The sequence below is a fragment of the Curtobacterium sp. 314Chir4.1 genome, assembly GCF_900215175.1.
Taxonomy (GTDB): Bacteria; Actinomycetota; Actinomycetes; order Actinomycetales; family Microbacteriaceae; genus Curtobacterium; species Curtobacterium pusillum_A.
The window spans coordinates 362,471-388,392 of the sequence record NZ_OCMI01000004.1 but is presented as its reverse complement, the minus strand read 5'-3'; the positions used below and the strand labels follow the sequence as shown (position 1 = coordinate 388,392).

Genomic DNA, 25,922 nt, shown 5'->3' with positions numbered 1-25,922 from the left:
CCATCGTGTAAAACCCTCCGCGGTCTCCCCATGAGCGTTCGTTGAGCGCCTATTGTGCATTCATGATCGATTCGGCATCATGGGCGTCACAATCACGCAAGGGAGCGAGATGAGCATGGGTGACGCAGGGACGGCACGACCCCTCCGGGTCGGCATCGTCGGCATGGGACAGCGCGCGGCGATCGCCCGCCACGTGGCAGAGGCGGCTGCCGCCGCGACCGACCTGGAGGCACAGGTCGTCGCCGTCGCGGACGTCACCGACCAGGGACGCGAGCGAGCACGGGCCGAGTACCCGGACGCCGTCGTGGTCGCGCAGCACGGCGACCTGGTCGGTGCGGTGGACGCGGCGATCGTGACGACGCCGGACTGGACGCACGCCGCCATCGCGATCGACCTGCTCCGCGCGGGGATCGCGGTCTACCTCGAGAAGCCCCTGGCCATCACGGTCGAGGACGCCGACGCCGTGCTCAACACGGCAGCGGAGACCGGCACGCCCCTGTACGTCGGGCACAACTTCCGGCACGCCGCCGTCGTCCGGCTCATGCGCGAGATCGTCGACCGCGGCGAGATCGGCCAGGTCAAGGCCGTCTGGTGCCGCCACTTCGTCGGCAACGGCGGCGACTACTACTTCAAGGACTGGCACGCCGACCGCGCCAAGGTGAACTCCCTGCTCCTGCAGAAGGCCAGCCACGACCTCGACGTCATCCACGCCCTCGGCGGCGGGGACACCGCCCGCGTCGTCGGGATGGGATCGCTCTCGGTGTACGGCGACGTCACCGACCGACGCGATCGCAGCGGTGAGCTCATGGGGGACTGGTTCTCGCTCGACAACTGGCCGCCGCTCGAGCAGACCGGGCTGAACCCCGTCGTCGACGTCGAGGACGTCTCGATGGTGATGATGACGCTCGACAACGGCGTCCAGGCGAGCTACGAGCAGTGCCACTTCACCCCGGACTACTGGCGGAACTACACCGTCATCGGGACGGAGGGGCGCCTCGAGAACATCGGTGACACCGGCGGCGGTGTGGTGAAGGTCTGGACCCACCGTCGGGGCTGGGACGTCGCGGGGGACCGCGAGTACCCGATCGACGGCGTCGAGTCCGGTCACGCGGACGCCGACCTCGTCACCATGACCGAGTTCCTCCGCCACGTCGCCCTGGGGGAGCCCACGACGCTCTCGCCGATCGCGGCCCGTGCCGCCGTCGCCGCGGGAGCCCTCGCGACCCGTTCGCTCCGGAACGGTTCCGTCCCCATCGACGTCCCGCCGCTCCCTGCGGCGACGATCGCCCACTTCACCACCCCCACCCCGGCCGTCACCCGCTGACGGACTCGCGAAAGGACACCCGATGCCCGCAACCACCTCCGCGAAGGGCCGCGGCCGTCGCCGCGCGATCCTCGGCGCCGTCGCAGCGATCGGTGCCGCCGTGCTCCTCGCCGGCTGCAGCACCTCCTCCGGCGCCACCGGCTCCGGCAGCGACTACGAGAAGGCCGCCAAGGACACCAAGGCGACCCTGACGTACGCCGTCTGGGACGAGAACCAGGTCAAGGCGATCAAGGCGAACCTCGAGGGGTTCAACGAGGAGTACCCCGACATCAAGGTGAACGTCGACGTGACGCCGTTCGCGAGCTACTGGACGAAGCTGCAGACGCAGGGGTCGAGCGACACGCTCCCCGACCTGTTCTGGATGAACGGCCCGAACTTCCAGCTGTACGCGGCGAACGGCAAGCTCGCGCCGATCACCGGCGAGGTCAAGGCCGGCGCGATCGACCCCGCGAAGTACTCGTCCGCACTCAACGACCTGTACACGTACGACGAGACCCAGTACGGCGTCCCGAAGGACTTTGACACCATCGGCGTCTGGATGAACAAGGCGCTCTTCGAGAAGGCCGGGGTCGCCATGCCCTCGAAGGACTGGACCTGGGACGACTTCCAGAAGACCGGCGCCGAGCTCTCCGAGAAGCTCAAGGCCGACGGCGCGTACGGCGCGGCCGGTGGCATGGACGGCCAGACCACCTACTACGACACGATCTTCCAGGCCGGCGGCAGCGTCGTCGGTGACGACGGCACGAAGTCGATGTACGACACGAAGGCCTCCGAGGCCGGGCTGCAGTTCTGGACCGACCTCATCGCGTCCGGGGCGTCGCCGTCGATCAAGCAGCTGACCGACACCACCGCCGACCAGTGGTTCACCTCGGGCAAGCTCGCCATGTACCAGGGCGGCAGCTGGTTCCGTTCCGCGCTCACCGGCACCGACCTCGAGAAGGACGTCGTCGTCTACCCGCTGCCGAAGGGCAAGGAGCAGGCCACGGTCATCCACGGCGTCTCGAACGTGGTCTCCGCGAACACGAAGCACAAGGCCGCGGCCCAGGCACTGCAGGTGTACCTCGCCGGCAAGCAGGCCCAGCAGCAGCAGGGCGACATGGGCGCGGTGATCCCGGCCTACGACGGCACGCAGAGCGCCTTCACGAAGACGATGCCCGACGCCGACCTGCAGGTCTTCCTCGACGCGGTGGACTACGCCAAGCCGCTGCCCGTCTCGAAGAACACCGCCGCGTGGAACACCCTCGAGACGAACCTCCTGCCGAGTGCCTTCGACGGCTCCACGCCGGTCGACGACGTCGCGAAGGAGCTCGCGCAGAAGATGGACGCCGCCCTCGCCAAGGAGCAGTGACCCGAGTGACGATCCACACCGAGCGGCACCCCACCGCGAACACCCCGGCCCGGGCGCAACGCGCGTCCGGGCCGGGGGCCCCGGGGGCGGATCGCCCCGACGGCCGGTCGGACCACCGGCCCCGACGGACCGACGGCTTCTGGCCGTGGTTGTTCGTCCTCCCGCTGCTCGTCGGCGTGGGCACGTTCTACATCTGGCCGATCATCCAGACGTTCTGGTACTCGTTCACCACGTGGGGCGTCTTCGGCGGGGCCAGCTTCAGCGGTGTCGCCAACTACGTCCGGCTCGTCTCCGACCCGCAGCTGTACCAGTCCCTGCTCAACACGGTGATCTACACGGTCATCGTCCTGGCCGGCATCCCGATCGCGGTGTGGCTGGCGAGTCTGCTGAACACGCCGGGCCTCCGGTTCGCCCAGTTCTACCGGGTGCTCTTCTTCCTGCCGTACGTCGCCATGCCGGCCGCGATCGCGCTCGTCTGGCGGATCATGTTCAACGGCGACTACGGGATCGTGAACTGGTTCCTCGGACGCTTCGGCATCGACGGCCCGTACTGGATCTCGACGCCCGGGTTCGCCCTGGTCGCGGTGTCGCTCGTCGGGCTGTGGTCCTCGCTCGGCTTCTCGATGATCATCCTCGGCGCGGGCCTCAAGGACATCCCACCGGAGCTGTACGAGGCCGCCGAACTCGACGGCGCGGGCCGCTGGCGGCAGTTCCGTTCCGTCACGGTCCCGCTCCTGAGCCCGAGCATCTTCTTCGTGGTCATCGTCACGACGATCTCGAGCTTCCAGCTGTTCGACCTGCTCTACGCGATCCTCGGCAGCACGAACCCGGTGATCCCGAAGACGATGTCGCTCGTCTTCTACTTCTACAGCGCCGGGTTCATCGACAACGACAAGGGCTTCGCGGCCGCGATCGCCATGGTGATCTTCCTGCTCATCGGCATCGTCACGCTCGTGCAGTTCCGCGTCCAACGGAAGTGGGTGCAGGCATGACCGCAACCGTCACACCGCCACGGGCGGCACGCAGGCCCGGTCGTCGCGGCGGCAGCCAGTGGTGGATCCACGTCGTCCTCGGCGTCGGCGGGTTCCTGATGGCGTTCCCGTTCCTGTGGCAGATCATCATGTCGCTCTCCACCAACGCGCAGGTGCAGTCCGTCACGCCGACGTTCTGGCCGGGGGAGCTGCAGTGGCAGAACTACGCCCAGGTGTTCGAGCGCCTGCCGTTCCTCAGCCAACTCGGCACCTCGGTCATGGTGACCGTCATCCGCACCGTCGCCCAGATCCTGCTCTGCACCCTCGCCGGCTACGCCTTCGCCCGCATGCGGTTCCGCGGCCGTGCGATCCTGCTCGCGATCGTCCTGTCGATCCTGCTCGTCCCCTCGCAGGTGTACCTGATCTCGCAGTACCAGATCGTGCAGGGCCTCGGGTGGCTCGACACCCTGATGGGCATCGTGGCACCCGGTCTGTTCAGCGCCTTCGGCACGTTCCTCATGCGCACGGCGTTCCTCAACCTGCCGCCGGAGCTCGAGGAGGCCGCCCGGATGGACGGCGCGAACCCGTTCCAGACGTTCTGGCGGATCATGCTGCCGCTCGCCCGGCCGTCGATCAGCGTCCTGGCGATCACGACGGTGCTGTGGTCGTGGAACGAGCTGCTCTGGCCGCTGGTCGTGTCCACCCGTGCCGAGGACATGCCGCTCGCCGCCGGCCTCGCCACCCTGTCGGGTGACCGGACGATCGACTACCCGGTACTCATGGCCGCGAGCCTGATGGCGATGGCACCGGTGCTGATCATGTTCGTCGTGCTGCAGCGCCGGGTGATGGACGGCCTGGCCTCGTCGGGTCTCAAGTGACCGTCCTGGAGGCACGGCCCGCCTCCGTCGCGCTCCTCGCCGACGCGGTGGGTCGCCTCCAGGACCCGGGGACGCTCGCCGCGGAGCTCGCGGCGAGCGTCGCGGACGCACCGCCGGAGGATCGTGACGACCTCGCCCTGGCGGCGGTCCGAGCCGTGCTCCCGCGCACTGCCGCGTGGCTCACCGAGCACGGTGCGACCCCGGAGCAGGCGGCCGCGAGCATCGCCGACGTGGAGCGCAAACGTGACCGGTACGGCGTCGCGACAACGGGGTTGGACTGGTTCTGTGCCCTGGCGACCGCGCGCGTGGTGGCCGTGGGGCGCCTCCAGTTCGAACTCGGTGCGCACCTGCCGGACCGGACCTGCGCGTGGGGCGTGCACGTCCCCGAGACCGGGCCGTTGGACCCCGCCGCGTGCGAGCGGTCCTTCGCGGCCGCCTCGGAGCTGCTCCGTCGGCTCGCGCCGGAGCACGCGGCGTCCGTCTGGACCTGCCGCTCCTGGACGCTGGACCCGGGTCTCGCGGTCGCCCTCGGACCGGGATCGAACCTCGTCCGCTTCGCAGCCCGGTTCGTGCTGCTGCCGCCGGGGCCGGACGACGACGCCGAGGGCGATGCCAGCGTCGCGAAGTTCGTCTTCGGGACCGACCTCGAGGCCGCTCGCCGGGCGACGGCCACCGGCCGGGTCCAGCGGGCCGTGCTCGATCGCTGGCACGCAGGCGGGCACTGGACGGAGCGCACCGGGACCGCCCCGGTCGTGTGAGGCCGTCCGCGCCCAGCGCTCGCCGGGTACCGTCGCGCGCATGACCCAGCACGACCGCGACCACCTCGACGACGGCGTCGACATGTCCTTCGAAGAACGGCGGCAGGACACGTTCCGCCGCATGTCCGGATCCGACGAGCACGACGCCGACCCGCGCGTCGAGGTCTCCCGGGCCGAGGACGGCGACGTCCGCATCGACGTCGCGGACACCGCTGCCGTCCGTCCCGGTGGCGTGACCCGGAAGACGACCGACCAGTAGCGAGTGCTGTGCGTCCCGCGCGTCCGTGCAGGACGACCCTCCCGGCGCGGAGATCGTCGAACTCGACTCCTGAGCGCACGCGGGTGACGGTGGGGCACGGCATGATCGTTCCGTGCACCTCGTCCTCCGCCGCGTCGACGGCGGCGTCCTCGCGACGCCCCTGACCGACGCGGGGACCGCGCAGGGCGAGCCGATCCGGGTGGACGAGTCGCGCCTCCCGGCCTTCGTCGCGTCCCGCGACGCCCCCGATGTGCGCTGGGTGTGGGACGACACTGCGCGCTGGTACCCGGCCGTGCTCGCGGCCGGCGGCCGCGTCGGTCGCTGCACCGACCTGCGACTCTGCCGACGGATCCTGCGTGCGGCGCTCGCTGCACGGGGCTCCGCACTCGCCGCGGCGCCGGTCGACGCGTGGGACGCCCCCGCGCAGGAGCCCCGTGTCGTCCGTCCCACGCAGGCGCAGCTCTTCGACGACGCGCTGTTCCAGGTGGCCCCCGCCGACGACGCACTCGACCCGGTCGCGGAACTGCGTGCACAGCTCGACGCGGTCGCGACGTCGAGCGCGGCGGGTGCGCTGCGCCTGCTCCTCACGGCGGAGTCGGCCGGGGCGTTGGTTGCCGCGGAGATGCTGCACGCCGGGCTGCCGTGGCGTGCCGACGTGCACGAGCGCCTGCTCGAGGACGCCCTCGGGCCGCGGGTGCCGTACGGCGTGCGCCCCCGACGGCTCGAGGAGATCGCCGCGGTCGTCCGGGACCGTCTGGCGGACCCGTCGCTCAACCCGGACTCGCCCGGTGACGTCCTGAAGTCGCTGCGCCGCGCGGGTCTCATGGTGACGAGCACGCGGAAGTGGGAGCTGCAGGAGATCGAGCACCCGGTGATCGAACCGTTGCTCGAGTACAAACGGCTCGCGCGGCTGCTCACGGCCAACGGGTGGACCTGGCTCGACGAGTGGGTGCGGGACGGCCGGTTCCACCCGAAGTACCTGGTGGGCGGGGTCGTCACCGGGCGGTGGGCGGCCGACGGCGGGGGAGCGATGCAGCTGCCGAAGCTCGTCCGACCCGCGGTGGTCGCGGACGACGGGTGGAAGCTCGTCGTGGCCGACGCTGCGCAGCTGGAGCCCCGCGTGCTCGCGGCGATGTCCGGCGACCGGGCGATGGCGGCGGCGGGGGACGGGCGCGACCTGTACGACGGCGTGGTCGCCTCCGGGGCGGTCGAGAGCCGTCAGCAGGCGAAGGGCGCGATGCTCGGCGCGATGTACGGGGCGACCCAGGGCGAGGGCGGCCGGCTCGTGCCGCGACTCGCACGGGCGTTCCCGGACGCGATCCGGCTCGTTGAACGGGCTGCGCGGGCCGGTGAACGCGGTGAACCCGTGACGACACTGCTCGGACGGACGTCGCCGGTACCAGAGGCCTCCTGGTTCGAGGCGCGCAACCAGGCCTACACGGTGGAGGGGACCCCGGCGATGCAGCGTGCCGTGGAGTCGCGCGCGCGGAGCTGGGGGCGGTTCACCCGCAACTTCATCGTGCAGGGCACGGCCGCCGAGTGGGCGTTGGCGTGGATGGGGTCGCTGCGGTCGAGGCTCGCCGAACGGTTCCCGGGCCCGGTCACCGACGGGCCGCACCTGGTGTTCTTCGTGCACGACGAGATCGTCGTGCACACACCGGCCGAGCACGCCGACTGGGTGGCCGAGCAGGTCCGTGCGGCTGCCGCCGACGCCGGGCGCCTGCTGTTCCGTGACTTCCCGGTCGTCTTCCCCCTCTCGGTCGCGATCGTCGACGACTACGGCGCCGCGAAGGACTGATCGCTGCTCGACGGCTGCGCTGGCGCGGGCGCCCTCGGGTGTCGTCGGGCAGGGTGGTGCGATGCAGACCGATCGCTCCGAGGAGCCCGACCACCACGTCGGCGACGTCGACCTCACGACGTGGCGCACCCGTGCGGGACGGACCGGTGCCGATCGGTGGTCGGCGCTCGGTGACCGGTGGGGTGCGCTCCCGCTCCTGGTGCTGACACTCGCGATCGGCATCGGGGTCGCCGTCGTCGCGACCTGGGCGGCGTCCGAGGTCTACGACGCCGTGCGGGAAGCCGACGACGTCGCCGTGCTCGACCGTCCGGTGCTCGACTGGATGCTCACCCTTCGGTCACCGCTGGCCGACACCCTCGTGACGTGGTGGACCGACGTCGCGGGCACCATCGGGATGCCGATCGTGGCGCTGGGCTTCCTGGTGGGGTTCACGATCCAGCGTCGGGCGTGGACGCCGCTCGTGCTGCTCGTCGCGGCGAGCGGCGGATCGCTGCTCATGACGATCGCCGGCAAGGACCTCATCGGCCGAGCACGACCGCCGCTCACTGACGCGGTCCCGCCGTACGAGCACTCGCCGTCCTTCCCGTCCGGTCACACCCTCAACGCGACGGTCATCGTCGGCACGATCGTGTACCTCCTGCTGCTCCGGCAGTCGCGGCTCGTGACACGAGTGTGGACGATCATCGCCGGGACGGTGTTCGTCGTGTCGGTCGGCATCTCGCGGGTGTTCCTCGGGCACCACTGGCTCACCGACGTGCTCGCGGCGTGGGCGCTCGGGCTGGCGTGGCTCGCCCTGGTGATCACCGCGCACCGGCTCTACCTGACGGCGCTGCGTCGAGGTGCACGACCGGTGAAGCCGCTGCGCGACCGCCGCGCCGCCTGAAGAACAGGTCGGGCTCGATGAAGCACGAGAAGAGCCCCCGGCGGCAACCGGGGGCTCATCTCACCTCGTGAAGAGGTCAGTGGTCTGAGTTGCGGAGAAACTCGTACCGCACGGTGTCGAGTCTACGCGACCCTCCCGGCCATCCGGAAGGGGAGCTCGGACCGCGGTCTCCTGCCCTGGGAACGGAGGCCGACGATGGCGAAACACCGGCATCGTTGCGGCGAGCGCAGGACGTCCGTCCTCGTGCTCGAGGTACTCGGGCTGGCGACGGCGATCGTGACCCTCGTGGCCGCGATCCTGCAGCTGCTGGAGGTCCGCGGGGTGGTCGTGCCGAACGGTCGCGACCACCCCGTCCTCCCGAGTCCCGTCAGGCGCTCACGGTAGGTTGCCCCGCATGGAAGAACGGGTCTTCGGCGGTCGGTACCGCGTCACGGGCACGCTCGGGCACGGGGGCATGGCCTCCGTCTACCGCGCGGTCGACGAGCAGCTCGGCCGCGAGGTCGCCGTCAAGGTGTTCCGCATCGGGCCGGTCGACCACGGTGAACGGGCCCGTGCGGAAGCGGAGATCCAGACGCTGGCGGCCCTGCGCAGCCCCGCGCTCGTCACGCTCTACGACGCTGCACTGGACGACCTGGACGGCGACTCGTACCTCGTGATGGAGCTCGTCCCCGGGAGCGACCTCGCCACCCGGTTGCGCGAGGGCGTGTTGGACCGAGCGACGACCGCGCGCGTCGGGGCGCAGGTCGCGGACGGCCTCGCCGCAGTGCACGCGCAGGGGATCGTGCACCGTGACGTGAAGCCGGCGAACGTGCTCCTGGAGTCGGACGGGTCCCACGTGAAGCTCGCGGACTTCGGCATCGCCCTGCTCCGCGACGCTGCACGGGTCACCGGGACCGGCACGGTGATGGGCACGGCCGCGTACCTCGCTCCTGAGCAGGTCCTCGCGCAGGGCATCACGGGCAAGGCGGACGTCTACGCACTCGGGCTGGTGCTGCTCGAGTGCCTGACCGGGCGGCAGCCGTTCCCCGGGAGCGCCGTGGAGTCCGCCACCGCGCGGCTGACGCGCAGTCCGGAGATCGACCAGCACCTGCCCACCGCGTGGCGGACGCTCCTGCACGTGATGACGTCGCAGGACCCGGGGGACCGGCCCACCGCCGAGGAAGCCGCGCAGCGTCTGCGTGCGCTCCAGTACGACGACGCCGCGCCGGCCACGCAGCTGCTGCCCGGCGGTCCGGGAACCGTGACGCAGGCCGGCGGAGCGGCCGCGGCTGCCGCCGGAGCAGCTGCAGTCGGCGCCGCGGGAGCCGCCCACGCGGACGACGCGACGCGCGCGATGCCCGTGAGCAGTGCCTCCAGTGCGACGGACGGCGACGCCGACGCGACCCGCGTGCTGCAGTCGCAGCAGCCCGCATCCGACGACGTCGCGACCACCGTGCTCGGCGCCCAGCGCGGCGCACCCGGTGCTGGCGTCCCGCGCGGACCGGTGGCCGCGCCCCCGGCGCAGGTGCCCGACGAACCGAAGCGGCGCCGTCGGGGCCCGATCATCGCGGCGGTCGTCGTCGTGGTCCTCGTCCTGATCGGCATCGCGGTCGCGGTGTTCGCCCTGGGTGGCGACGACACCCCGGCGCCGACGGACTCGAGCACGCCGTCGACCTCCTCCGAGCCGGAGCAGCAACCCTCCGACGATCAGCAGCCGAGCGAGCCCGAGCAGCAGCCCAGCGGGCCGGAGCAGCAGCCGAGCGCGCCGGAGCAGCAGCCGAGCGAGCCGGAGCAGCAGCCGAGCGAGCCCGAGCAGCAGCCGAGCGAGCCGGAGCAGCCCGAACAGCCGAGCAACCCAGCGGACGACCCGTCGGTGGGCCCGCAGCCGAGTGCTCCGGTCAGCAACCCGGTGCAGGACCCCCAGAGCGGCACGGACACCGGTTCGGCGGCGGACATCAGCCAGCCGGGCAACTCCGGGAACGCTCCGGGGCACGCCGGGTCGCACGGCTGACACGCCGGAGGTTTTCATCCAGACACTGGAGCAAATAGGCTGACGGTGTGCGAGAGCTGCAACGGAGCGGTGGGCCGACGACGGCCGTCGCGGCCAGGAACCAGGCCGGATTCGAGTCCCCCGAGGGGTACCTCGTTGAACGCGGAGCGCGGGAGACGACCGTCACGGCGATCGTGCCCGGCTTCGACGGACGGACGATCGAGGTCGGGCAGGAGCTCTCCTGGGTCTGGTTCCCGGAGCGCACGCTGCCCGAGGGCGCGTCCGAACCGACCGAAGCCGACCTCCCGCACTTCTGGGACGCGACGGCGTTCTCGCTCGACGTCGTCTTCGACGACGGCTCCCGACTGAGCGACGGCGCGGGCCCGGCACGTGACCAGTACGGTGACACGCTCACGCCTGCAGGACAGGACGCGGCACGCAAGCAGTGGGTCGACCAGTGGAACCGCCGAGCAGTGGACCTCACGCCGTTCGCGGGTCGCGTCGTGGACCGCCTGGAGGCACGGCTCGGCTCCGCCCCGCAGCACACGCCGGACGACGGGGAGCGTCCGGTACTGCGCGGCTGGCTCGACGCCGTCCGCATCGAGGCCGCACGCCCGGCCCCCACGACCCCGCTCGGCCACGTCCGCACCACCCGCGGCACGCAGGCGTCGTCCCGGTTCTCCCGCGGCAACAACGCCCCGCTCGTCGGGATCCCACACGGTGGCGTGTTCGGCCTGCCGATGACCGACGCCTCGAGCAACCGGTGGCCGTACGCGTACCAGGAGCACGACCGGGTCGACGGGTCGGGTCGACTGCGTCCCGCGATCCAGGCCTTCGCGACGAGTCACATCCCGTCGCCGTGGATGGGGGACCGCGGGGTGTTCCAGGTCATGCCGTCCCCGCTCGAGACCCCCGATCCGGACCGCGCAGCGCGCGCGCTCGGGTTCGACCACGACCACGAGCACGACGGGCCGCACCGCTACCGCGTCGACCTCGACGGCGGCGTCACAGCGGAGATGACCGCGGGGGAGTTCGCCCTCGGTTTCCGGTTCGCGGGCGCGCGCAGCATCGTGCTCGACCACCACGGCCGGGTGTCGGACGTCACCGTGACGGTCACCGACGGCACAGCCGTCGTCGAGGCCGTCCTCGACGACCGGCCCGGGACGCCGCCCCACTTCGTGCACGTCCGGGTCCCCGGGGTGACGGCCGACCACACCACCGTCGGCGACCGCGAGCTGCGGGGCTGGCTGTCGGTGACCGGCGACACCGACGTCCTGCTCGGCATCTCGACGGTGTCGTTCGCGGACGCCCGGGCGAACCTCGACGCCGCGGGCACGTTCGACGCGATGCGCGCCCGTGCCGAGGAGCTCTGGACGGAGAAGCTCGCCACGCTCTCCGTCGACGGCGCGACCCCCGACCAGCTGACGAGCCTGTACTCGGGGCTGTACCGCCTGTTCCTCTACCCGAACCGGGCCGGCGAGACCGCGCTCACCGGGACGCCGCACCACCGCTCCCCGTACGGCGCCGTGCAGGCCCAACCGATCCGGGACGAACCGGGGCCCGAGGTCGTCGAGGGGCCGTTCACCACCACGAACGGGTTCTGGGACACCTACCGGACCGCCTGGCCCCTGCTCGCGCTGCTCACCCCGGACACGGCGGGCGAGCTCGCGCAGGGCTTCGTCGAGCACCACCACGACGGCGGGTGGACGCCGCGGTGGAGTGCCCCCGGTGCCGAGGACTGCATGACCGGGACCACGAGCGACACCGTCTTCGCGGACCTGGCGGTGAAGGGCGTCACCGGGTTCGACCTGACGGAGGCGTACCGGAGCGCACTGCGCAACGCGACCGTCCCGCCGCGGGACGAGCGTGTCGGACGCAAGGGGAGCCTTCCGGGGGCCTTCCGGGGCCACGTCGACACCGGGACCAGCGAAGGCATGTCCTGGACCCTCGACGCGGCCATCAACGACTGGGGTCTCGCCGTGATGGCGGGTCTGCTCGCCTCGCGCGCCGAGACGCCGGTCGACCTCGCACGGTACGAAGCCGAAGCGGAGTGGTTCGCACGACGCTCCCTGCAGTACCGGAACGTCTTCGACTCCGAACGCGGCTTCTTCATCGGCCGGGACCCCGACGGTTCGTGGCGGGTCGGAACCGAGTTCGACCCCGGGGACTGGGGCGACGACTACACCGAGACGAACGCGTGGGGTACTGCCTTCACCGCGCCGCACGACGGTGCCGGGGTGGTCGACCTGCACGGCGGCCCGGAACGGTTCGACGCGGCGGTCGACGCGTTCTTCGCGACCCCCGAGACCGGCGCGACCGCGCACGCCGGCTCGTACGGCTTCCCGATCCACGAGATGACCGAGGCCCGAGACGTCCGGATGGGCATGCTCGGGCTCTCCAACCAGCCCGCGCACCACATCCCCTTCTTCCCGATGTTCACCGGGCGCCACGACGACGCTCACCGGATCGTCCGGGACTGCCTCGAGCGCCTGTTCGTCGGATCCGACCTCGGCCAGGGCTACCCCGGCGACGAGGACAACGGCGAGATGAGCGCCTGGTACGTCTTCGCGACGATCGGCCTGTACCCGCTGGCACCCTCGACGGGTTCCTACGTGCTCGTGCCGCCGTCGGTCCGGAGGACGGTGCTGCAGCAGCCGGGAGGCACGTCCACCGTCATCGAGGTCGCCGCCGGTTCCGCAGGCGCGTACGTCGCGTCGGTGACGGTCGACGGCTCGCCCTGGACGTCGGTCAGCATCCCGCACGCGGTGGTCGTGTCGGCGTCGCACATCGTCTTCACGCTGTCGTCCGAGCCGCAGGGCTGGGCGTCGGACACCCGCCCGGTGTCCGCGTCCGACGTGCACGGGTACCGGGACACCCCGGTCGACCTGCTGCCCGTGGGGCTCGCACCGCTCAGCGACGACACCGGTCGGACGGTCACGGCGCTGGCCGCTGGGACGTCGGTCTCGTTCGAGGTCGCAGCGGTCCCCACGTCGCTCTACACGGTCACCGCGTCCGAACCCGGCGTCTACTCGTGGGACGCGTCGCTCGGGGACACCCGCGTCGCCGTGCAGGACGCGGTGTTCGACTGGGCTGGGCAGACCCGGGTGTTCCGGATGCAGGGGACCGGCACCGCGTTCTCGCTCTCCGCGGTGTCCGACCTGCCGCTCACGCAGCTCGAACTGATCGCGGCGGACACCCCGGAGGGCTGATCGCGCGTTCTCCGGAGGCTCTTGGGCGATTGCCAACCGCGTCGGGCATGCTCGGGCGCATGTCGATCGCGAACTCCTGGGACCCGTCCGGTGGCCGTGCCATCCCCGAGGACCAGGTGAAGGAAGACGGGCTGGAGCTCGACGAGGACTCGGCGATGCTCGGGATCTCGTTCGACGTCGTCGGTGGGGCGTCCGCCGATCCCGCCGCGGTCTCGCCCGTGGACGTCAGCGTGCCGAGCGCCCCGAGTTCCGCCGACTGACCGGGGTCGTTCGACGAAGCGTCACCGACGGTGCGGCTGTTGCAGGCCCTCGAGCAGGTCAGGGTGGCGGTCGAGATGGTGACGGAGCCCAACCGAGAACGACGTGTCCGAGCGGATCCCGTCGACGAGCCACTCCAACGTGACGATCAGCCCCCAGATCGTCTGTCGGTAGATCGACCGGTCCGGGTCGACCTGGAGCGCGCGTGGTACCTGGAGCGGGATCGTCGGCAACCTGTTCCACAGCCGGCCGTGGTGCGCGCAGGTGTTGCGGAGCACCACGAGTGCTCGCAGGGCTGATTCTGTGCGGGCAGGATCCAGGCGGAACGACTTCGCGACCTGCCAACGAACGTCATCGTTGCCACAGAGCCGGTACACCTTCGAGACTGTGCCGAAGCTCAAGGCCTCGACGGCCGCCCAGATCGGCACGGCAGTGTCTCGTCGGAGGTGGTGGGCGATGAAGTCCTCCCGGGACCGTCCCAGCTCTCTCCGCAGCTCTGCGAGGAGCTCGTCACGGAGTTCGACCGTCGCCTGGCCTCGCCGGCCGCGTTCATCAGAGTAGAAGTCTCGATCCAGGTACGCGGACGGTGACGCGAGCGTCGCGAGGGCGTACGCCAGTCTCGACCGGAATGCGATCTCCAGATCGGCGAGTCCTGCTCCGACGATGCGCCGGAGTTCGCGGTCGAAGGAGTAGACGCGCTCGATCGCATCGACGGAGGCGTCCGGCCGAAACGAATCGTCTCCGGCCTGCGGCGCACGCTGGAAGTAGCGCCAGTAGCCCGACAGACGGTAGTAGTTGTGGCTCATCAGGAGTCGGACGAGCCGCACGCGCTCGGACTCACTGACGGGAAGTCCGCGGGACGCGAGCAGCTGGAGCTGCTCACTGATGCTTCGGGCGGGCTTCGACACAGGCCGATCCTGCCACTGATGTATCAGTGCAAGAAAAAGCCCCGCCGGTCTTGGGGAAGCGTGCGCTCGAGCCCTGGCGGGGTCTGTTGGTCCCAGGGTACCCGGAGACCGCACCTCCGAACAACCGCTGGCGCCCTCTCACGCACGGGAGGGCTGCGCTTCTGCCCCGACGTCCGGGAGGCGGTACTTGAACCCGACGTGCGAGCCCGTGAACCCGAGCCGCTCGTAGAACCGGTGCGCTTCCGTCCGGTCGGCGTCGGACGTCAACTGCACGAGTGGCGTCCCGAGCTCCCGTGCCGCGACGTCGATCACCCACCGCATCACCGCGCTGCCGATCCCGCCTGAGCGCACGGCACTGCTCACCCGGACGGCCTCGACGAGCAACCGGGCCGATCCACGCCGGGCCATCCCGGGGATCCGCGTGAGCTGCAGTGTGCCGACGACGACGTCGCGCTCGTCCGTCACGACGAGGAGCGCGTTCGCCGGGTCCTCGACGACCGCCCGGAGCGCAGCAGCGTACAGCGGCTCGTCCTCGGGCGCGGCGACGTCCCCGCGTGCTGCGCTGATCGGGTCGTCCGACAGCAGTGCCATCAGGGCGTCGAGATCGTCTGGCGAGGCGTCCCGGACGGTCACAGCGCCGGATCGGGCGACGAGGGTGGCGGGCAGGGTGAGGTCGTGGAGCACGAGTCCCACCCTGCCCAATCCGCTCAGGGAACGGTGTGCCCCGCGGCGGTGAACACGCGGTACCACTCCTCGCGCGAGAGCACCACGTCCGACCCTGCTGCCGAGTCCCGGACGCGCTGCGGGTTCGTCGTGCCGAGGACGACCTGGAAGTGGGCCGGGTGCCGGGTGATCCACGCCACGGCGATGCCCGTCGGGGTGACCCCGTGCGCTGCCGCGAGCTCGTCGAGCACGTCGTTCAGCTCGGCGTAGTGCTCGCGGTCGCCGAGGAAGACGCCGTCGAAGAAGCCCTTCTGGAACGGCGACCATGCCTGCAGCGTGACGTCGTTGCTGCGCGAGTAGTTGAGGATGTCGTTGTCGCGGTCGATCGACTGGTCGAGACCGCCCATGTTCGCCGTGACGCCCTGCGAGATGACGTTCGCGTGCGTGATGCTCAGCTGCACCTGGTTGAACGCGAGCGGCTGCAGGACGTGATTCTTGAGCAGCTCGACCTGGCCGGGGGTGTGGTTCGAGACGCCGAAGTGGTGCACCTTGCCGGCGGCGTGCAGTTCGTCGAAGGCCTTCGCGACTTCTTCCGGCTCGACGAGCGCATCGGGCCGGTGCAGGAGCAGGACGTCGATGAAGTCGGTGCGGAGCGCGGCCAGCGACTCGTCGACCGATTCGATGATGTGCTCGTACGAGAAGTCGAAGTACGCGCCGTTCGCGGTCGGGCGGATGCCGACCTTGGTCTGCAGCACGATCTCCGCGCGCTCGGACGGCGACAGGGTGACGGCCGAGCCGAACCGCTCCTCGCAGCCGTGCCACCCGCCGTAGACCGCGGCGTGGTCGAACATCGTCACGCCGGCGTCGCGCGAGGCGGCGTAGAGCGCACGGATGTCCTCGTCGCTCATGTCGTTGATCCGCATCAGGCCGACGATGACGTCGGAGGCGGTGAGGTCCGTCTGTGGCAACTCCAGTGTCTTCACGCCCTCGATCCTGCCACCGGCACCGCCGGACAGGCAGGCCCTGCCCGTACCCGCCAGGACCTACGGCAGCAGGACGGCGACGACGCCGGACCCGTCGGCCCAGGTGCCCGTCAGGGTCGCTCCAGCGGGCAGGACGGCGCCGACGACCCGTGCGATGACGAGGGACCCGTGATCGGTGTCGATCTCGGTCGTGTCGTCAGCGGTGCGCACGACGACCGAGGACACCGTCGGCGAGTCCGGTGCGGTGCCGCTGCCGATCGCCGTGCCCTCCTTCTCCCACGTTCCCGGGGCGCCGTCCCGGGTGAGTTCGGCCTCGTGGCCGCCGGTCGCGATCGCGCGGCGCAGGACGTCGGCGTACACGGGGTCGCCCGCGGCGTCGTACACCCAGCGGCGTCCGAGGACGGAGTGGTCCATCTCGGTGACGAGGAAGTCCTCGGCACCGGCCAGCGGCGCCCCACGGTAGGTCAGGGGAGCGTGCAGCGTGCGTCCGTCGGGCGTCCGCACCAGGATCGTCTCGACGCCGACGTCCCCCTCGGGGTCGTCGAACCGGAACTTCCCCGCGATGGTGAGGTCCTCGCCGTCGGTCACCCCGCTCCACTGCTGCGTGGGCAACCAGGCGGCGAGCGCCTCGGCCTTCTGCGGACGGAGTTCTGCCTGGTGGATGACGGCCATGTACCGACCGTACCGATGGTCAGTGCACGGAGAACCCGCCGTCGACCGCGATCGACTGCCCGGTGACGTACGCCGACCCGTCCCCGGCGAGGAACACCGCGGCGGCGGCGAAGTCCGACGCGAGTCCGTTCCGCCCGACCAGGGTCCGCGCCGCGAGGGCGGCGACCGTCGCGGGGTCGGCGCTGAGCCGCCGGTTCAGCGGCGTCTGCACGAAACCCGGGACGAGGACGTTGGAGGTGACCCCCTGCCCGGACCAGGCCTCTGCTTGGGACCGGGCCAGTGCCTCCAGGCCGGCCTTGGAGACCCCGTACGCACCGCTGGCTGCGAAGGGGCGGTGGGCCTGCTGCGAGCTGATGCTGATGATGCGGCCGTGGCCGCGCGCCGCCATGCCGGGCGCGAGCCGCTGCCCCAGGACGAACGGTGCGTCGAGGTTCACCGCCATCGTGGCGTCCCAGGTGTCCTCGTCGAGTTCGGGCATCGGTGGGCGGAGGTTGATCCCCGCCGAGTTCACGAGGACGTCGACGGCCCCGGCGGCGTCGGCGAGCGCGTGGGCTCCGGCTCGGGAGGACAGGTCGGCGACGATGCCGTCGGCCGATCCGCCGGAGCCTCGGATCGCGGCGACCGTGTCGTCGATCGTCGCGGCGGTGCGGGCCGCGACGAGCACGTGTGCACCGGCGTCGGCGAGGGCGGACGCGATGGCCCGACCGATCCCGGAACTCCCGCCGGTGACCAGCGCGGTGCGACCGTCGAGTCCGAAGAGCTGCTGCAGCGACATCCGGTCAGGCTACCGACGCCCGTACGCTGGTCACCGTGCGCGACGACCTCCTGCCCGTGCTCGCCTGCCCCGTCTGCGCCGAGCCCCTCGGCCGTGTCGACGGCGGCCAGGTCGGCTGCGCCGCGGGTCACCGCTTCGACGAGGCGAAGCAGGGCCACCTGACGCTGCTGCCGGCGAGACGGCGGGCGCTGACCGCGGACACCCCGGAGATGGTCGACGCGCGGCTGCGCTTCCTGGGTCGCGGCCACTACGCGCCCGTCGAGCGGGCGCTCGCCGCGGTGGTCGCGTCGGTGGACGCGCCTGGCGTCGTCCTCGACGTCGGGTCGGGACCGGGCACCTACCTCGCGCACGTGCTGACAGCAGACGACGTTCCTGCCTGGGCCCACGCCGCCGGTCCCGGCGCGACGCGGCAGCGGCGGGCCGGCCGTGCCGGTGGGGAGAGGCTCGGGGTGGCGTTGGACCTGTCGGCCGTCGCGATCCGGCGAGCGGCTCGGGCACACGAGCGTGCGGGGGCCGTGGTCGGGGACGTGACCGAGCGCCTCCCGGTCGTCGACGGCGCGGCCGCCGTCGTGCTCGACGTCTTCGCCCCGCGGAACCAGACCGAGTACGCACGCGTGCTGCACCCCGACGGTGTGCTCGCGGTGGTGACCCCGCGGACCGGGCACCTGGCCGAGCTCGCGGACGCCACGATCTCGGTGGACCCGGAGAAGGAACGGCGTCTGCACGACTCCCTGACGCCGGCGTTCGTGCTGCGGTCGTCGGAGGACCTCACCTGGACGATGGACCTCTCCGCCGAGGACGTCCACGACGTGGTGCACATGGGGCCGAGCCACCACCACGTCGACCCGGACACGGTGTTCGCCCCGGCGACGGTGACGGCCGCGGTGACGGTCAGCACGTGGAGTCCGGCATGAGCACGCTCTCGGAACGGCTCGCCGCGCAGCCGACACTGACCACCGAGCGGCTCCGGCTCGTGCAGCTCGGTCCGGACCACCTCGACGAGACGATGGCGGCGCTCGACGACCAGGAGGCGATGCGCCTCACCGGTACGCGCGGCACGTTCACGCGCGACCAGGTCCGTGCGCACCTCGACCGACTGCCGGGTGCGGGGGACCGGGCCGACTTCGCGATCACGGGCGCCGACGGCGTGTACCTCGGCGAGGTCGTGCTCAACGAGCTCGAGGAGGACGACCTCGCGATGAACTACCGGATCGCCCTCGCCGGACCGTCGCTGCGCGGGCAGGGCTACGGCACCGAAGCCGGACGGGCGGTCGTGGACTGGGCGTTCGACGAGGTCGGGCTGCACCGGATCTCGCTCGAGGTGTACGCGTTCAACCCGGCGGCGCAGCGGTCCTACGAGAAGATCGGGTTCCTCGTCGAGGGCCGTGCGCGGGACGCCCTGCGGTGGGACGGGGCGTGGGTCGATGCCGTCCGCATGGCGATGCTCGACACCGACCCACGCCCGGGCCGCTAGCCCTGTCGCCGAGCGGTGTGCGCTCTCCCACGTGCCCGGTCGACCACGATGCCGATCCGGGCGAGCAGGAGCACGGCACCGACGACCCCGGCTGCGATCGGCGTCACGAACAGCCCGAGGTCCATCCCCGGCATCCGCCAGAAGTCGATCGACCACGCCGCGGTGCCGGCGAACCCGAGCAGCAGTCCGGCACGCCACCACCACGGCCCCGGCAGCGATCCGACCCCGAGGGCGGCGAGCACCAGGAGCGCCCAGCACCCTTCCGGAGCGAAGGACCGCGGGTCGTTCGTGCCGCAGCTCGACACGGCGCACTCCCACACGACCTGGTCGGCGACGCCGGCGTACCAGTGGAACAGCGCAGCCGCCGTGACGACGGCGAGCAGCGCGACCGGCGGCCCGGCCCAGCGCCAGACCCGGCCGAACCGGGAGCGACGACGGCGAGCTGCCACCCATCCGCCGCCGAGCTCGTAACCGGGCATCGGGCGGAACTCGGGCATGCCGGCACGCTACCCGCGACCGGATTTCGTGGGGAAGTGGCTCGGAAAGCGGCGCGGCCCGGGCAGGTCCCCGAGCCGCGGCGGCGTCCTACTCGGTCGGGGCGACGTCGAGCTGCCAGACCACACCGAAGCGGTCGCGCAGCTGTCCCGCGAGCGGCGCCCACGGCGTCGGGCCGAGCGGCTGGCGGATCTCGGCCCCCTCGGACAGCAGTGTCCAGGAGCGTTCGATCTCGGCCGCGTCGTCGCCGTGCACGAACACGTAGAACGCGTTCGTGCCCTGGTCGTACGACTGGTCGGGCCAGACGTCGAACGCCATGACCCGGAAGCCGGCGTCGGTGGCGACCTGGCCCCACACGATCCGGTCCGCCCAGGCCGGGTCTTGGGATGCGCCCATCGCGCCGTACGTCATGGAGGCGACCTCGCCGCCGAAGACCGTGGCGTAGAAGTCGAGGGCCGCGCGGGCCTGTCCGTCGAAGTTGAGGTGTGTTGTCGTTTCGATGCTCATGAGACGAGCATCCCGGGCATTGCGGTCAGATCGTGTCCGCTTCTCCGGCGATACTGATCGACATGTCCGGTCCGTCCTCGCGCATGCTCGCCCTGCTCTCGCTGCTGCAGGTGCACCGCGACTGGCCCGGCGACGAGCTCGCCGGCCGGCTCGAGGTCAGCCCCCGCACGCTCCGGCGCGACGTCGACCGGCTCCGTGAGCTGGGCTACCGGGTGGAGGCGCTCCGGGGTCCGGCCGGCGGGTACCGCCTCGCCGCGGGCTCGGACCTGCCGCCGCTCCTGTTCGACGACGACCAGGCGGTCGCGATCGCCCTGGCGCTCGCCGTGGCGCCGGCATCGGGAGCGGACATCGCCGAGTCGGCCGCGCGGGCGCTCGCGACCGTCCGGCAGGTGATGCCGGCGCGGCTCCGCACCCGGATCGACGCGGTCGAGGCGCTCACGACACCCGGTGCGACCCGGACCGGCCCGGAGGTCCTCGTCGCCGTCAGCGAGGCCGTGCACCTCCGAGAGCTCCTCCGATTCGGCTACGGCGACGACGAGGTGCCGCACCGGGTGGAACCGCACGCGGTCGTCGCCCGGAACGGCCGCTGGTACCTCCTCGACTGGGACCTCGAACGCCAGGACTGGCGCACCCACCGGATCGACCGGATCACGCCGCGGACGCGGACCCGGGTGTCGTTCACGCCGCGGCCGATCCCGGGCGGAGACGCCGTGGCCTTCGTGTCCGCGCGGTTCAAGGGATCGGCCCACGAGGACGCCTGGCCCTGCGTCGGCACCGCGGTCCTCGAGGTGTCGGCCCGGACCATCGCGCCGTACCTGCCCGCGGACGCCGAGCTCGAACCGCTCGGACCCGACCGGTGCCGACTCACCCGGGGCTCGTGGTCGTGGGAGGGGCTCGCCGCGGCCTTCGCGGCATCCGCGGCGGACTACACGGTGGAGGGGCCGGAGGAACTCCGTACCGCGACGGCCGCCCTGGCCGAACGGCTGCGGGGAGCGAGCGCGCGTTAGCGAGGCGCATGCGTCCGCCAGGAGCGCGTTAGGGATCCGTCAGGACCGACCTGGAGGCGCGGCGCAGGACCCAGCATCGGTTCGGCACCACACGTGGTGCCGTCCGCGTCGCCCGGCGCGGACCCCGTGACCTTCTGGAGTCCCTCGTGTTCGACGTCTTCGTCGTCGCCGGTGTCCTCGCCGTGTTCGGCGTGGTGGCACTGATCGCCAAGGGGGTGGAGCGGCTGTGATCGTCATCACCATCGCGGCCGCCGTCCTCGGCATCGCCGCTGTCGTGTACCTCGTCTGGGCGCTCGTGCGCCCGGAGAAGTTCTGATGAGCACGACACTGGTCTCATCAGGGGCAGAGTCGTGGGCGGGCATCGTCCAGGTCGCCACGCTCGTCCTGCTCCTCGTCGTCGCGTACCGCCCGCTCGGCGACTGGATGGCGCGGGTGTTCACCCCGGTCCGCCACAGCCGCGTCGAGCGCGGGGTCTACCGGATCATCGGTGTCGACCCGGACGCCGAGCAGTCGTGGCCCGCGTACCTCCGGGGCGTCCTGCTCTTCAGCGCCGTCGGGGTCCTCCTCGTCTACCTGCTCCAGCGCATCCAGGTCGTGCTCCCCGGGGACCTCGGACTGCCGAACGTCGGACCGTCGCTCGCCTTCAACACCGCGGCGTCGTTCGTGGCGAACACGAACTGGCAGTCCTACTCACCCGAGGTCACCGTCGGGTACTCGGTCCAGATGGCCGGGCTCGCCGTGCAGAACTTCCTGTCCGCAGCGGTCGGCCTCGCGGTCGCCGTCGCACTGGTCCGCGGGTTCGCCCGTCGGAAGTCCGGCACGCTCGGCAACGTCTGGGTGGACATCGTCCGCGGGACCGCCCGGCTCCTGCTGCCCGGCGCGTTCGTGTTCGCGATCGTGCTCGTCGCCGGCGGCGTCATCCAGTCGTGGGGGAGCGGCACCGACGTCACGACCCTGGTCGGCGGGACGCAGCACATCCCGGACGGGTTCGTCGCCTCGCAGGAGGCCATCAAGGAACTCGGGACGAACGGCGGCGGCTACTTCAACGCGAACTCGGCGCACCCGTTCGAGAACCCGCAGGCGTGGACCAACCTCGTCGAGGTCTTCCTCATGCTCGTGATCCCGTTCTCGCTGCCGCGCACCTTCGGGCGTCTGGTGGGCGACGACCGGCAGGGCTACGCGATCCTCGCCGTGATGGGCGCGATCTTCCTGCTCTCGCTCTCGGTGATGTCCATCGCCGAACTCGGCGCCGGGGGGACCGCGACCCACGCGGCCGGGGCAGCACTCGAGGGCAAGGAGATGCGCTTCGGCATCCTCGGCACCACGCTCTTCGGGACCACCTCGACCGCGACGTCGACGGGTGCGGTGAACGGGATGTTCGACAGCTTCACGCCGATCGGCGGGATGATGGCGCTCGTCAACATGATGCTCGGCGAGGTCACCCCCGGTGGTGTCGGCTCCGGCCTCTACGGGATGCTCGTGCTCGCCGTCATCACCGTCTTCATCGGCGGGCTCCTCGTCGGCCGGACCCCCGAGTACCTCGGCAAGAAGATCCGCGCCCGCGAGATGACCTTCGCGTCGCTGTACGTCCTCGTCACCCCGACCCTGGTGCTGCTCGGCACCGGACTGTCGCTGGTCATCCCGGGCGTCCGCGAACAGGTCCTCGGGACGTCGATCTTCAACCCGGGCAACCACGGGCTGTCGGAGCTGCTGTACGCGTTCACCTCCGGTGCGAACAACAACGGCTCGGCGTTCGGCGGGCTCACCGCGAACACGACGTGGATGAACTCCGCGCTCGGCGTCGTGATGCTGCTCGGCCGGTTCGTGCCGATGGTGTTCGTCCTGGCGCTCGCCGGGTCGCTCGCGTCGCAGGACCGCGTGCCGGAGACCGTCGGCACCCTGCCCACCCACCGACCCCTGTTCGTCGTGCTGCTCGGCGGCGTCGCCGTCGTCGTCACCGCGCTCACCTACTTCCCGGTGCTCGCACTGGGCCCGCTCGCAGAAGCCCTCGTCCGATGAAAGCCGAACCCATGACCGTCGCGACCTCCGAGCACGAGGCGAGCACCGCCTCCAGGCCGGCCACCCGCTCGTCCGCCTTCGGACCCCGCCAACTCGTGGCGGGCCTCCCGGGCGCCCTCCGCAAACTCGATCCGCGACTCATGTGGCGGAACCCCGTGATGTTCATCGTCGAGGTCGGTGCCGCGGTGACCACCGCGACCGCGTTCGTCGAACCGTCCGTCTTCACCGCCGCCATCGCCGTGTGGCTGTGGCTGACCGTCGTCTTCGCGAACCTGGCGGAGGCCGTCGCCGAGGGCCGCGGCAAGGCGCAGGCCGACACCCTGCGGAAGACCCGGTCCACCACCAGCGCACGCCGCGTCACGCGGTACGACCCGGCGGACCCGGCCGCGCTGTCGGCCGTCACCGAGGAGATCGCCTCGGTCGACCTCGCGAAGGGCGACCTGGTGGTGGTCGTCGCGGGCGAGGTGATCCCGGGCGACGGCGACGTCGTGGACGGCATCGCCTCGGTCGACGAGTCCGCCGTCACCGGTGAGTCGGCGCCCGTCATCCGTGAGTCCGGTGGTGACCGCAGCGCCGTCACCGGCGGCACCCGCGTGCTGTCGGACCGGATCGTGGTGCGCATCACGTCGACCCCGGGTGAGACCTTCATCGACCGGATGATCCGGCTCGTCGAGGGCGCCGCCCGGCAGAAGACCCCGAACGAGATCGCGCTGAACATCCTGCTCGCATCGCTGTCGATCGTGTTCGTGATCGTCTGCCTGACCATGCAGCCGATCGCCGGGCTCGTCGGGGCGACCGTGAGCGTGCCCGTCCTCATCGCGCTGCTCGTCTGCCTCATCCCGACGACCATCGGCGCGCTGCTCTCCGCGATCGGCATCGCCGGCATGGACCGACTCGTACAGCACAACGTGCTCGCGATGTCCGGCCGTGCCGTCGAGGCCGCCGGGGACATCACCACCCTGCTGCTCGACAAGACCGGGACGATCACGTACGGCAACCGTCGGGCGTCCCGCGTGGTGCCGATCGCCGGCGTCAGCGAGGGAGACCTGCTCGCCGCGTCCGCGCTGTCGTCCGCTGCCGACTCGACCCCCGAGGGTCGGTCGATCGTGGAGCTCGCCGCAGCCGCCGGTGTGACGACCGGGCTGCCAGCCGGGGCCACCGAGGTGCCGTTCACTGCACAGACCCGCATGTCGGGCGTCGACCTGGCCGACGGCACCCAGGTCCGCAAGGGAGCCGCGGGCGCACTGCTCGCCTGGGCAGGCACCGAGAGCCGGGAGATCGACGATACGGTCGTGGCGATCTCGGACGAGGGCGGCACCCCGCTCGTCGTCGCACGGCGCGACCCGTCCGGAGCCGTCTCGCTGCTCGGGGTGGTGCACCTCAAGGACGTCGTGAAGGACGGCATGGCCGCCCGGTTCGCGGAGATGCGCGAGATGGGGATCCGCACGGTGATGATCACCGGCGACAACCCCCGTACGGCCGCAGCGATCGCCGCCGAGGCCGGGGTCGACGACTTCCTCGCCGAGGCCACACCGGAGGACAAGCTCGCGTACATCAAGCGCGAGCAGGAGGGCGGCAACCTCGTCGCGATGACGGGCGACGGCACCAACGACGCCCCCGCCCTGGCGCAGGCGGACGTCGGCGTGGCGATGAACACCGGGACGACCGCGGCGAAGGAGGCCGGCAACATGGTCGACCTCGACTCGGACCCGACGAAGCTCATCGACGTCGTCCGGATCGGGAAGCAGCTGCTCATCACCCGCGGCGCGCTCACGACGTTCTCCATCGCGAACGACATCGCCAAGTACTTCGCGATCATCCCCGCGATGTTCCAGGCGGCGTTCCCCGGACTGGCCGCGCTCAACATCATGGGGCTGCACAGTCCGTCGTCGGCGATCCTGTCGGCGGTCGTGTTCAACGCGCTCGTCATCGTGGCGCTCATCCCGTTGTCCCTGCGCGGCGTCACGTACCGCGCGGCGGCGGCGTCGTCGATCCTCGGCCGCAACCTGCTCGTGTACGGGCTCGGCGGCGTCATCGTCCCCTTCATCGGCATCAAGCTCATCGACCTCGTGGTCGGTCTCATCCCGGGGTTCTCCTCATGACATCTGCATCTCGTTCGTCGTTCCGCTCGCTCGGGGTCGCCGTCCGGCTCACCCTGCTCAGCACCGTGGTGCTCGGCATCGCCTACCCGCTCGCCGTCTGGGGTGTCGGCCAGGCCGCGTTCCACGACCAGGCCAACGGGTCGATGGTGACCTCGTCCGACGGGACGACCGTCGGCTCGTCCCTGATCGGGCAGTCCTTCGACGGGAAGTCCGCCGACGAGTGGTTCCAGTCGCGGCCGAGTGCCGCGGGGGAGAAGGGCTACGACGCCGGCGCCTCGAGCGGGTCGAACCTCGGGCCGTCGAACCCGGACCTCCGGAACGCGATCGAAGCGCGCAGGGCGGCCGTGGCGAAGGCCGACGGTGTGCCCGCGTCGGAGGTGCCGGCGGACGCGGTGACGGCATCGGGTTCCGGTCTCGACCCGGACATCAGCCCGGCGTACGCGGAGCAGCAGGTCGCCCGGGTGGCCTCGGCTCGGGGGCTGTCGGAGTCGGCCGTGCGGAAGCTCGTCGAACAGCACACCGAGGCCCGGCAGCTCGGGTTCCTCGGAGAACCCGTGGTCAACGTCCTCGAGCTGAACCTGGCGCTCGCGAAGGCGTCGGCGTGACCCGTGGTGCGAATCGCTCCCGCACAACCAGAGTCACCCCGAACCGCGCGGAACCGC

The 25,922-nt window shown here is 71.4% G+C and carries 26 protein-coding genes; 19 read left to right on the top strand and 7 right to left on the bottom strand.

Annotation, left to right across the window (positions count from 1 at the left end):
• Positions 1 to 109: 109 nt before the first annotated feature.
• From CRP27_RS14610 to CRP27_RS14560, 12 genes are all read left to right on the top strand, one after another.
• The gene (locus tag CRP27_RS14610) at positions 110 to 1,324 is read left to right on the top strand and encodes a Gfo/Idh/MocA family protein (RefSeq protein ID WP_097181341.1); all 1,215 of its coding nucleotides are present in this window, start codon (positions 110 to 112) and stop codon (positions 1,322 to 1,324) included.
• Positions 1,325 to 1,346: 22 nt separating this feature from the next.
• Complete coding sequence (locus tag CRP27_RS14605) at positions 1,347 to 2,672, top strand: sugar ABC transporter substrate-binding protein (protein WP_097181340.1); 1,326 nt, start codon at positions 1,347 to 1,349, stop codon at positions 2,670 to 2,672.
• Positions 2,669 to 3,664 (top strand): carbohydrate ABC transporter permease, encoded by a 996-nt coding sequence (locus tag CRP27_RS14600; protein WP_255257601.1) that lies wholly within the window; start codon positions 2,669 to 2,671, stop codon positions 3,662 to 3,664. Before CRP27_RS14605 ends, CRP27_RS14600 begins: the two co-directional genes overlap by 4 nt.
• Entirely contained in the window at positions 3,661 to 4,521 is an 861-nt protein-coding gene (locus CRP27_RS14595; protein ID WP_097181338.1) for a carbohydrate ABC transporter permease, read from the top strand. The genes CRP27_RS14600 and CRP27_RS14595 overlap by 4 nt, the downstream gene beginning before the upstream one ends.
• Complete coding sequence (locus CRP27_RS14590) at positions 4,518 to 5,279, top strand: hypothetical protein (RefSeq protein ID WP_097181337.1); 762 nt, start codon at positions 4,518 to 4,520, stop codon at positions 5,277 to 5,279. Before CRP27_RS14595 ends, CRP27_RS14590 begins: the two co-directional genes overlap by 4 nt.
• Before the next feature lie 40 nt (positions 5,280 to 5,319).
• Entirely contained in the window at positions 5,320 to 5,538 is a 219-nt protein-coding gene (locus tag CRP27_RS14585) for a hypothetical protein (protein WP_097181336.1), read from the top strand.
• A 112-nt stretch (positions 5,539 to 5,650) separates the two neighbouring features.
• On the top strand, positions 5,651 to 7,336 hold the full coding sequence (locus CRP27_RS14580) for a bifunctional 3'-5' exonuclease/DNA polymerase (RefSeq protein ID WP_097181335.1): 1,686 nt from the start codon (positions 5,651 to 5,653) through the stop codon (positions 7,334 to 7,336).
• A gap of 61 nt (positions 7,337 to 7,397) precedes the next feature.
• Complete coding sequence (locus CRP27_RS14575; RefSeq protein WP_097181334.1) at positions 7,398 to 8,219, top strand: phosphatase PAP2 family protein; 822 nt, start codon at positions 7,398 to 7,400, stop codon at positions 8,217 to 8,219.
• A gap of 195 nt (positions 8,220 to 8,414) precedes the next feature.
• Positions 8,415 to 8,603: a hypothetical protein gene (locus CRP27_RS18020; protein ID WP_141399780.1), complete on the top strand. Its 189-nt coding sequence runs from the start codon at positions 8,415 to 8,417 to the stop codon at positions 8,601 to 8,603.
• Between the two features lie 10 nt (positions 8,604 to 8,613).
• Positions 8,614 to 10,209 carry a serine/threonine-protein kinase gene (locus CRP27_RS14570; protein WP_097181333.1) on the top strand — a complete coding sequence of 532 codons (1,596 nt, stop codon included), beginning with the start codon at positions 8,614 to 8,616 and terminating at the stop codon, positions 10,207 to 10,209.
• A 47-nt stretch (positions 10,210 to 10,256) separates the two neighbouring features.
• Complete coding sequence (locus CRP27_RS14565; protein WP_255257600.1) at positions 10,257 to 13,397, top strand: GH92 family glycosyl hydrolase; 3,141 nt, start codon at positions 10,257 to 10,259, stop codon at positions 13,395 to 13,397.
• A 59-nt stretch (positions 13,398 to 13,456) separates the two neighbouring features.
• Positions 13,457 to 13,657, top strand: a complete 201-nt coding sequence (locus CRP27_RS14560; protein WP_141399779.1) for a hypothetical protein — start codon at positions 13,457 to 13,459, stop codon at positions 13,655 to 13,657.
• A 21-nt stretch (positions 13,658 to 13,678) separates the two neighbouring features.
• Here the strand turns inward: CRP27_RS14560 and CRP27_RS14555 are convergent, their stop codons facing one another.
• The 5 genes from CRP27_RS14555 to CRP27_RS14535 form a co-directional block, all read right to left on the bottom strand.
• Positions 13,679 to 14,461: an Abi family protein gene (locus CRP27_RS14555; RefSeq protein WP_141399778.1), complete on the bottom strand. Its 783-nt coding sequence runs from the start codon at positions 14,459 to 14,461 to the stop codon at positions 13,679 to 13,681.
• Positions 14,462 to 14,701: 240 nt separating this feature from the next.
• Positions 14,702 to 15,247: a GNAT family N-acetyltransferase gene (locus CRP27_RS14550; RefSeq protein WP_097181564.1), complete on the bottom strand. Its 546-nt coding sequence runs from the start codon at positions 15,245 to 15,247 to the stop codon at positions 14,702 to 14,704.
• A 23-nt stretch (positions 15,248 to 15,270) separates the two neighbouring features.
• Positions 15,271 to 16,209 carry an aldo/keto reductase family oxidoreductase gene (locus CRP27_RS14545; protein ID WP_097181330.1) on the bottom strand — a complete coding sequence of 313 codons (939 nt, stop codon included), beginning with the start codon at positions 16,207 to 16,209 and terminating at the stop codon, positions 15,271 to 15,273.
• A 60-nt stretch (positions 16,210 to 16,269) separates the two neighbouring features.
• Complete coding sequence (locus CRP27_RS14540; RefSeq protein WP_097181329.1) at positions 16,270 to 16,881, bottom strand: hypothetical protein; 612 nt, start codon at positions 16,879 to 16,881, stop codon at positions 16,270 to 16,272.
• A gap of 19 nt (positions 16,882 to 16,900) precedes the next feature.
• Positions 16,901 to 17,656 (bottom strand): SDR family NAD(P)-dependent oxidoreductase, encoded by a 756-nt coding sequence (locus tag CRP27_RS14535; RefSeq protein ID WP_097181328.1) that lies wholly within the window; start codon positions 17,654 to 17,656, stop codon positions 16,901 to 16,903.
• Positions 17,657 to 17,691: 35 nt separating this feature from the next.
• Between CRP27_RS14535 and CRP27_RS14530 the strand changes: the two genes are divergently transcribed.
• Together CRP27_RS14530 and CRP27_RS14525 are read left to right on the top strand one after the other, a co-directional pair.
• Complete coding sequence (locus CRP27_RS14530; protein ID WP_097181327.1) at positions 17,692 to 18,570, top strand: putative RNA methyltransferase; 879 nt, start codon at positions 17,692 to 17,694, stop codon at positions 18,568 to 18,570.
• The gene (locus CRP27_RS14525; RefSeq protein WP_097181563.1) at positions 18,567 to 19,130 is read left to right on the top strand and encodes a GNAT family N-acetyltransferase; all 564 of its coding nucleotides are present in this window, start codon (positions 18,567 to 18,569) and stop codon (positions 19,128 to 19,130) included. The genes CRP27_RS14530 and CRP27_RS14525 overlap by 4 nt, the downstream gene beginning before the upstream one ends.
• Here the strand turns inward: CRP27_RS14525 and CRP27_RS14520 are convergent.
• Both CRP27_RS14520 and CRP27_RS14515 read right to left on the bottom strand, forming a co-directional pair.
• On the bottom strand, positions 19,127 to 19,627 hold the full coding sequence (locus CRP27_RS14520) for a hypothetical protein (RefSeq protein ID WP_097181326.1): 501 nt from the start codon (positions 19,625 to 19,627) through the stop codon (positions 19,127 to 19,129). The two genes, CRP27_RS14525 and CRP27_RS14520, sit on opposite strands and share 4 nt — an antisense overlap.
• Positions 19,628 to 19,715: 88 nt before the next feature.
• On the bottom strand, positions 19,716 to 20,132 hold the full coding sequence (locus CRP27_RS14515; RefSeq protein ID WP_097181325.1) for a VOC family protein: 417 nt from the start codon (positions 20,130 to 20,132) through the stop codon (positions 19,716 to 19,718).
• A gap of 62 nt (positions 20,133 to 20,194) precedes the next feature.
• Between CRP27_RS14515 and CRP27_RS14510 the strand changes: the two genes are divergently transcribed.
• From CRP27_RS14510 to kdpC, 5 genes are all read left to right on the top strand, one after another.
• The gene (locus tag CRP27_RS14510; RefSeq protein ID WP_097181324.1) at positions 20,195 to 21,139 is read left to right on the top strand and encodes a YafY family protein; all 945 of its coding nucleotides are present in this window, start codon (positions 20,195 to 20,197) and stop codon (positions 21,137 to 21,139) included.
• A 226-nt stretch (positions 21,140 to 21,365) separates the two neighbouring features.
• Positions 21,366 to 21,455: a potassium-transporting ATPase subunit F gene (locus tag CRP27_RS14505; RefSeq protein WP_079237457.1), complete on the top strand. Its 90-nt coding sequence runs from the start codon at positions 21,366 to 21,368 to the stop codon at positions 21,453 to 21,455.
• A complete protein-coding gene (gene kdpA / locus CRP27_RS14500) occupies positions 21,455 to 23,158 on the top strand; it encodes a potassium-transporting ATPase subunit KdpA (RefSeq protein WP_097181323.1) in 1,704 nt (567 codons plus the stop codon). The genes CRP27_RS14505 and kdpA overlap by 1 nt, the downstream gene beginning before the upstream one ends.
• 11 nt (positions 23,159 to 23,169) lie before the next feature.
• Complete coding sequence (gene kdpB, locus CRP27_RS14495) at positions 23,170 to 25,260, top strand: potassium-transporting ATPase subunit KdpB (protein WP_097181322.1); 2,091 nt, start codon at positions 23,170 to 23,172, stop codon at positions 25,258 to 25,260.
• On the top strand, positions 25,257 to 25,865 hold the full coding sequence (kdpC, locus tag CRP27_RS14490) for a potassium-transporting ATPase subunit KdpC (RefSeq protein WP_097181321.1): 609 nt from the start codon (positions 25,257 to 25,259) through the stop codon (positions 25,863 to 25,865). Before kdpB ends, kdpC begins: the two co-directional genes overlap by 4 nt.
• The last annotated feature ends 57 nt before the right edge of the window (positions 25,866 to 25,922 follow it).

Coding starts and splice junctions, on each gene's coding strand:
- CRP27_RS14610 (WP_097181341.1), top strand. CDS start 110: ATGAGCATGGGTGACGCAGGGACGGCACGACCCCTCCGGGTCGGCATC.
- CRP27_RS14605 (WP_097181340.1), top strand. CDS start 1,347: ATGCCCGCAACCACCTCCGCGAAGGGCCGCGGCCGTCGCCGCGCGATC.
- CRP27_RS14595 (WP_097181338.1), top strand. CDS start 3,661: ATGACCGCAACCGTCACACCGCCACGGGCGGCACGCAGGCCCGGTCGT.
- CRP27_RS14585 (WP_097181336.1), top strand. CDS start 5,320: ATGACCCAGCACGACCGCGACCACCTCGACGACGGCGTCGACATGTCC.
- CRP27_RS14575 (WP_097181334.1), top strand. CDS start 7,398: ATGCAGACCGATCGCTCCGAGGAGCCCGACCACCACGTCGGCGACGTC.
- CRP27_RS18020 (WP_141399780.1), top strand. CDS start 8,415: ATGGCGAAACACCGGCATCGTTGCGGCGAGCGCAGGACGTCCGTCCTC.
- CRP27_RS14570 (WP_097181333.1), top strand. CDS start 8,614: ATGGAAGAACGGGTCTTCGGCGGTCGGTACCGCGTCACGGGCACGCTC.
- CRP27_RS14560 (WP_141399779.1), top strand. CDS start 13,457: ATGTCGATCGCGAACTCCTGGGACCCGTCCGGTGGCCGTGCCATCCCC.
- CRP27_RS14555 (WP_141399778.1), bottom strand. CDS start 14,461: ATGAGCCACAACTACTACCGTCTGTCGGGCTACTGGCGCTACTTCCAG.
- CRP27_RS14540 (WP_097181329.1), bottom strand. CDS start 16,881: ATGGCCGTCATCCACCAGGCAGAACTCCGTCCGCAGAAGGCCGAGGCG.
- CRP27_RS14535 (WP_097181328.1), bottom strand. CDS start 17,656: ATGTCGCTGCAGCAGCTCTTCGGACTCGACGGTCGCACCGCGCTGGTC.
- CRP27_RS14525 (WP_097181563.1), top strand. CDS start 18,567: ATGAGCACGCTCTCGGAACGGCTCGCCGCGCAGCCGACACTGACCACC.
- CRP27_RS14520 (WP_097181326.1), bottom strand. CDS start 19,627: ATGCCCGAGTTCCGCCCGATGCCCGGTTACGAGCTCGGCGGCGGATGG.
- CRP27_RS14515 (WP_097181325.1), bottom strand. CDS start 20,132: ATGAGCATCGAAACGACAACACACCTCAACTTCGACGGACAGGCCCGC.
- CRP27_RS14510 (WP_097181324.1), top strand. CDS start 20,195: ATGTCCGGTCCGTCCTCGCGCATGCTCGCCCTGCTCTCGCTGCTGCAG.
- kdpA (WP_097181323.1), top strand. CDS start 21,455: ATGAGCACGACACTGGTCTCATCAGGGGCAGAGTCGTGGGCGGGCATC.
- kdpB (WP_097181322.1), top strand. CDS start 23,170: ATGACCGTCGCGACCTCCGAGCACGAGGCGAGCACCGCCTCCAGGCCG.
- kdpC (WP_097181321.1), top strand. CDS start 25,257: ATGACATCTGCATCTCGTTCGTCGTTCCGCTCGCTCGGGGTCGCCGTC.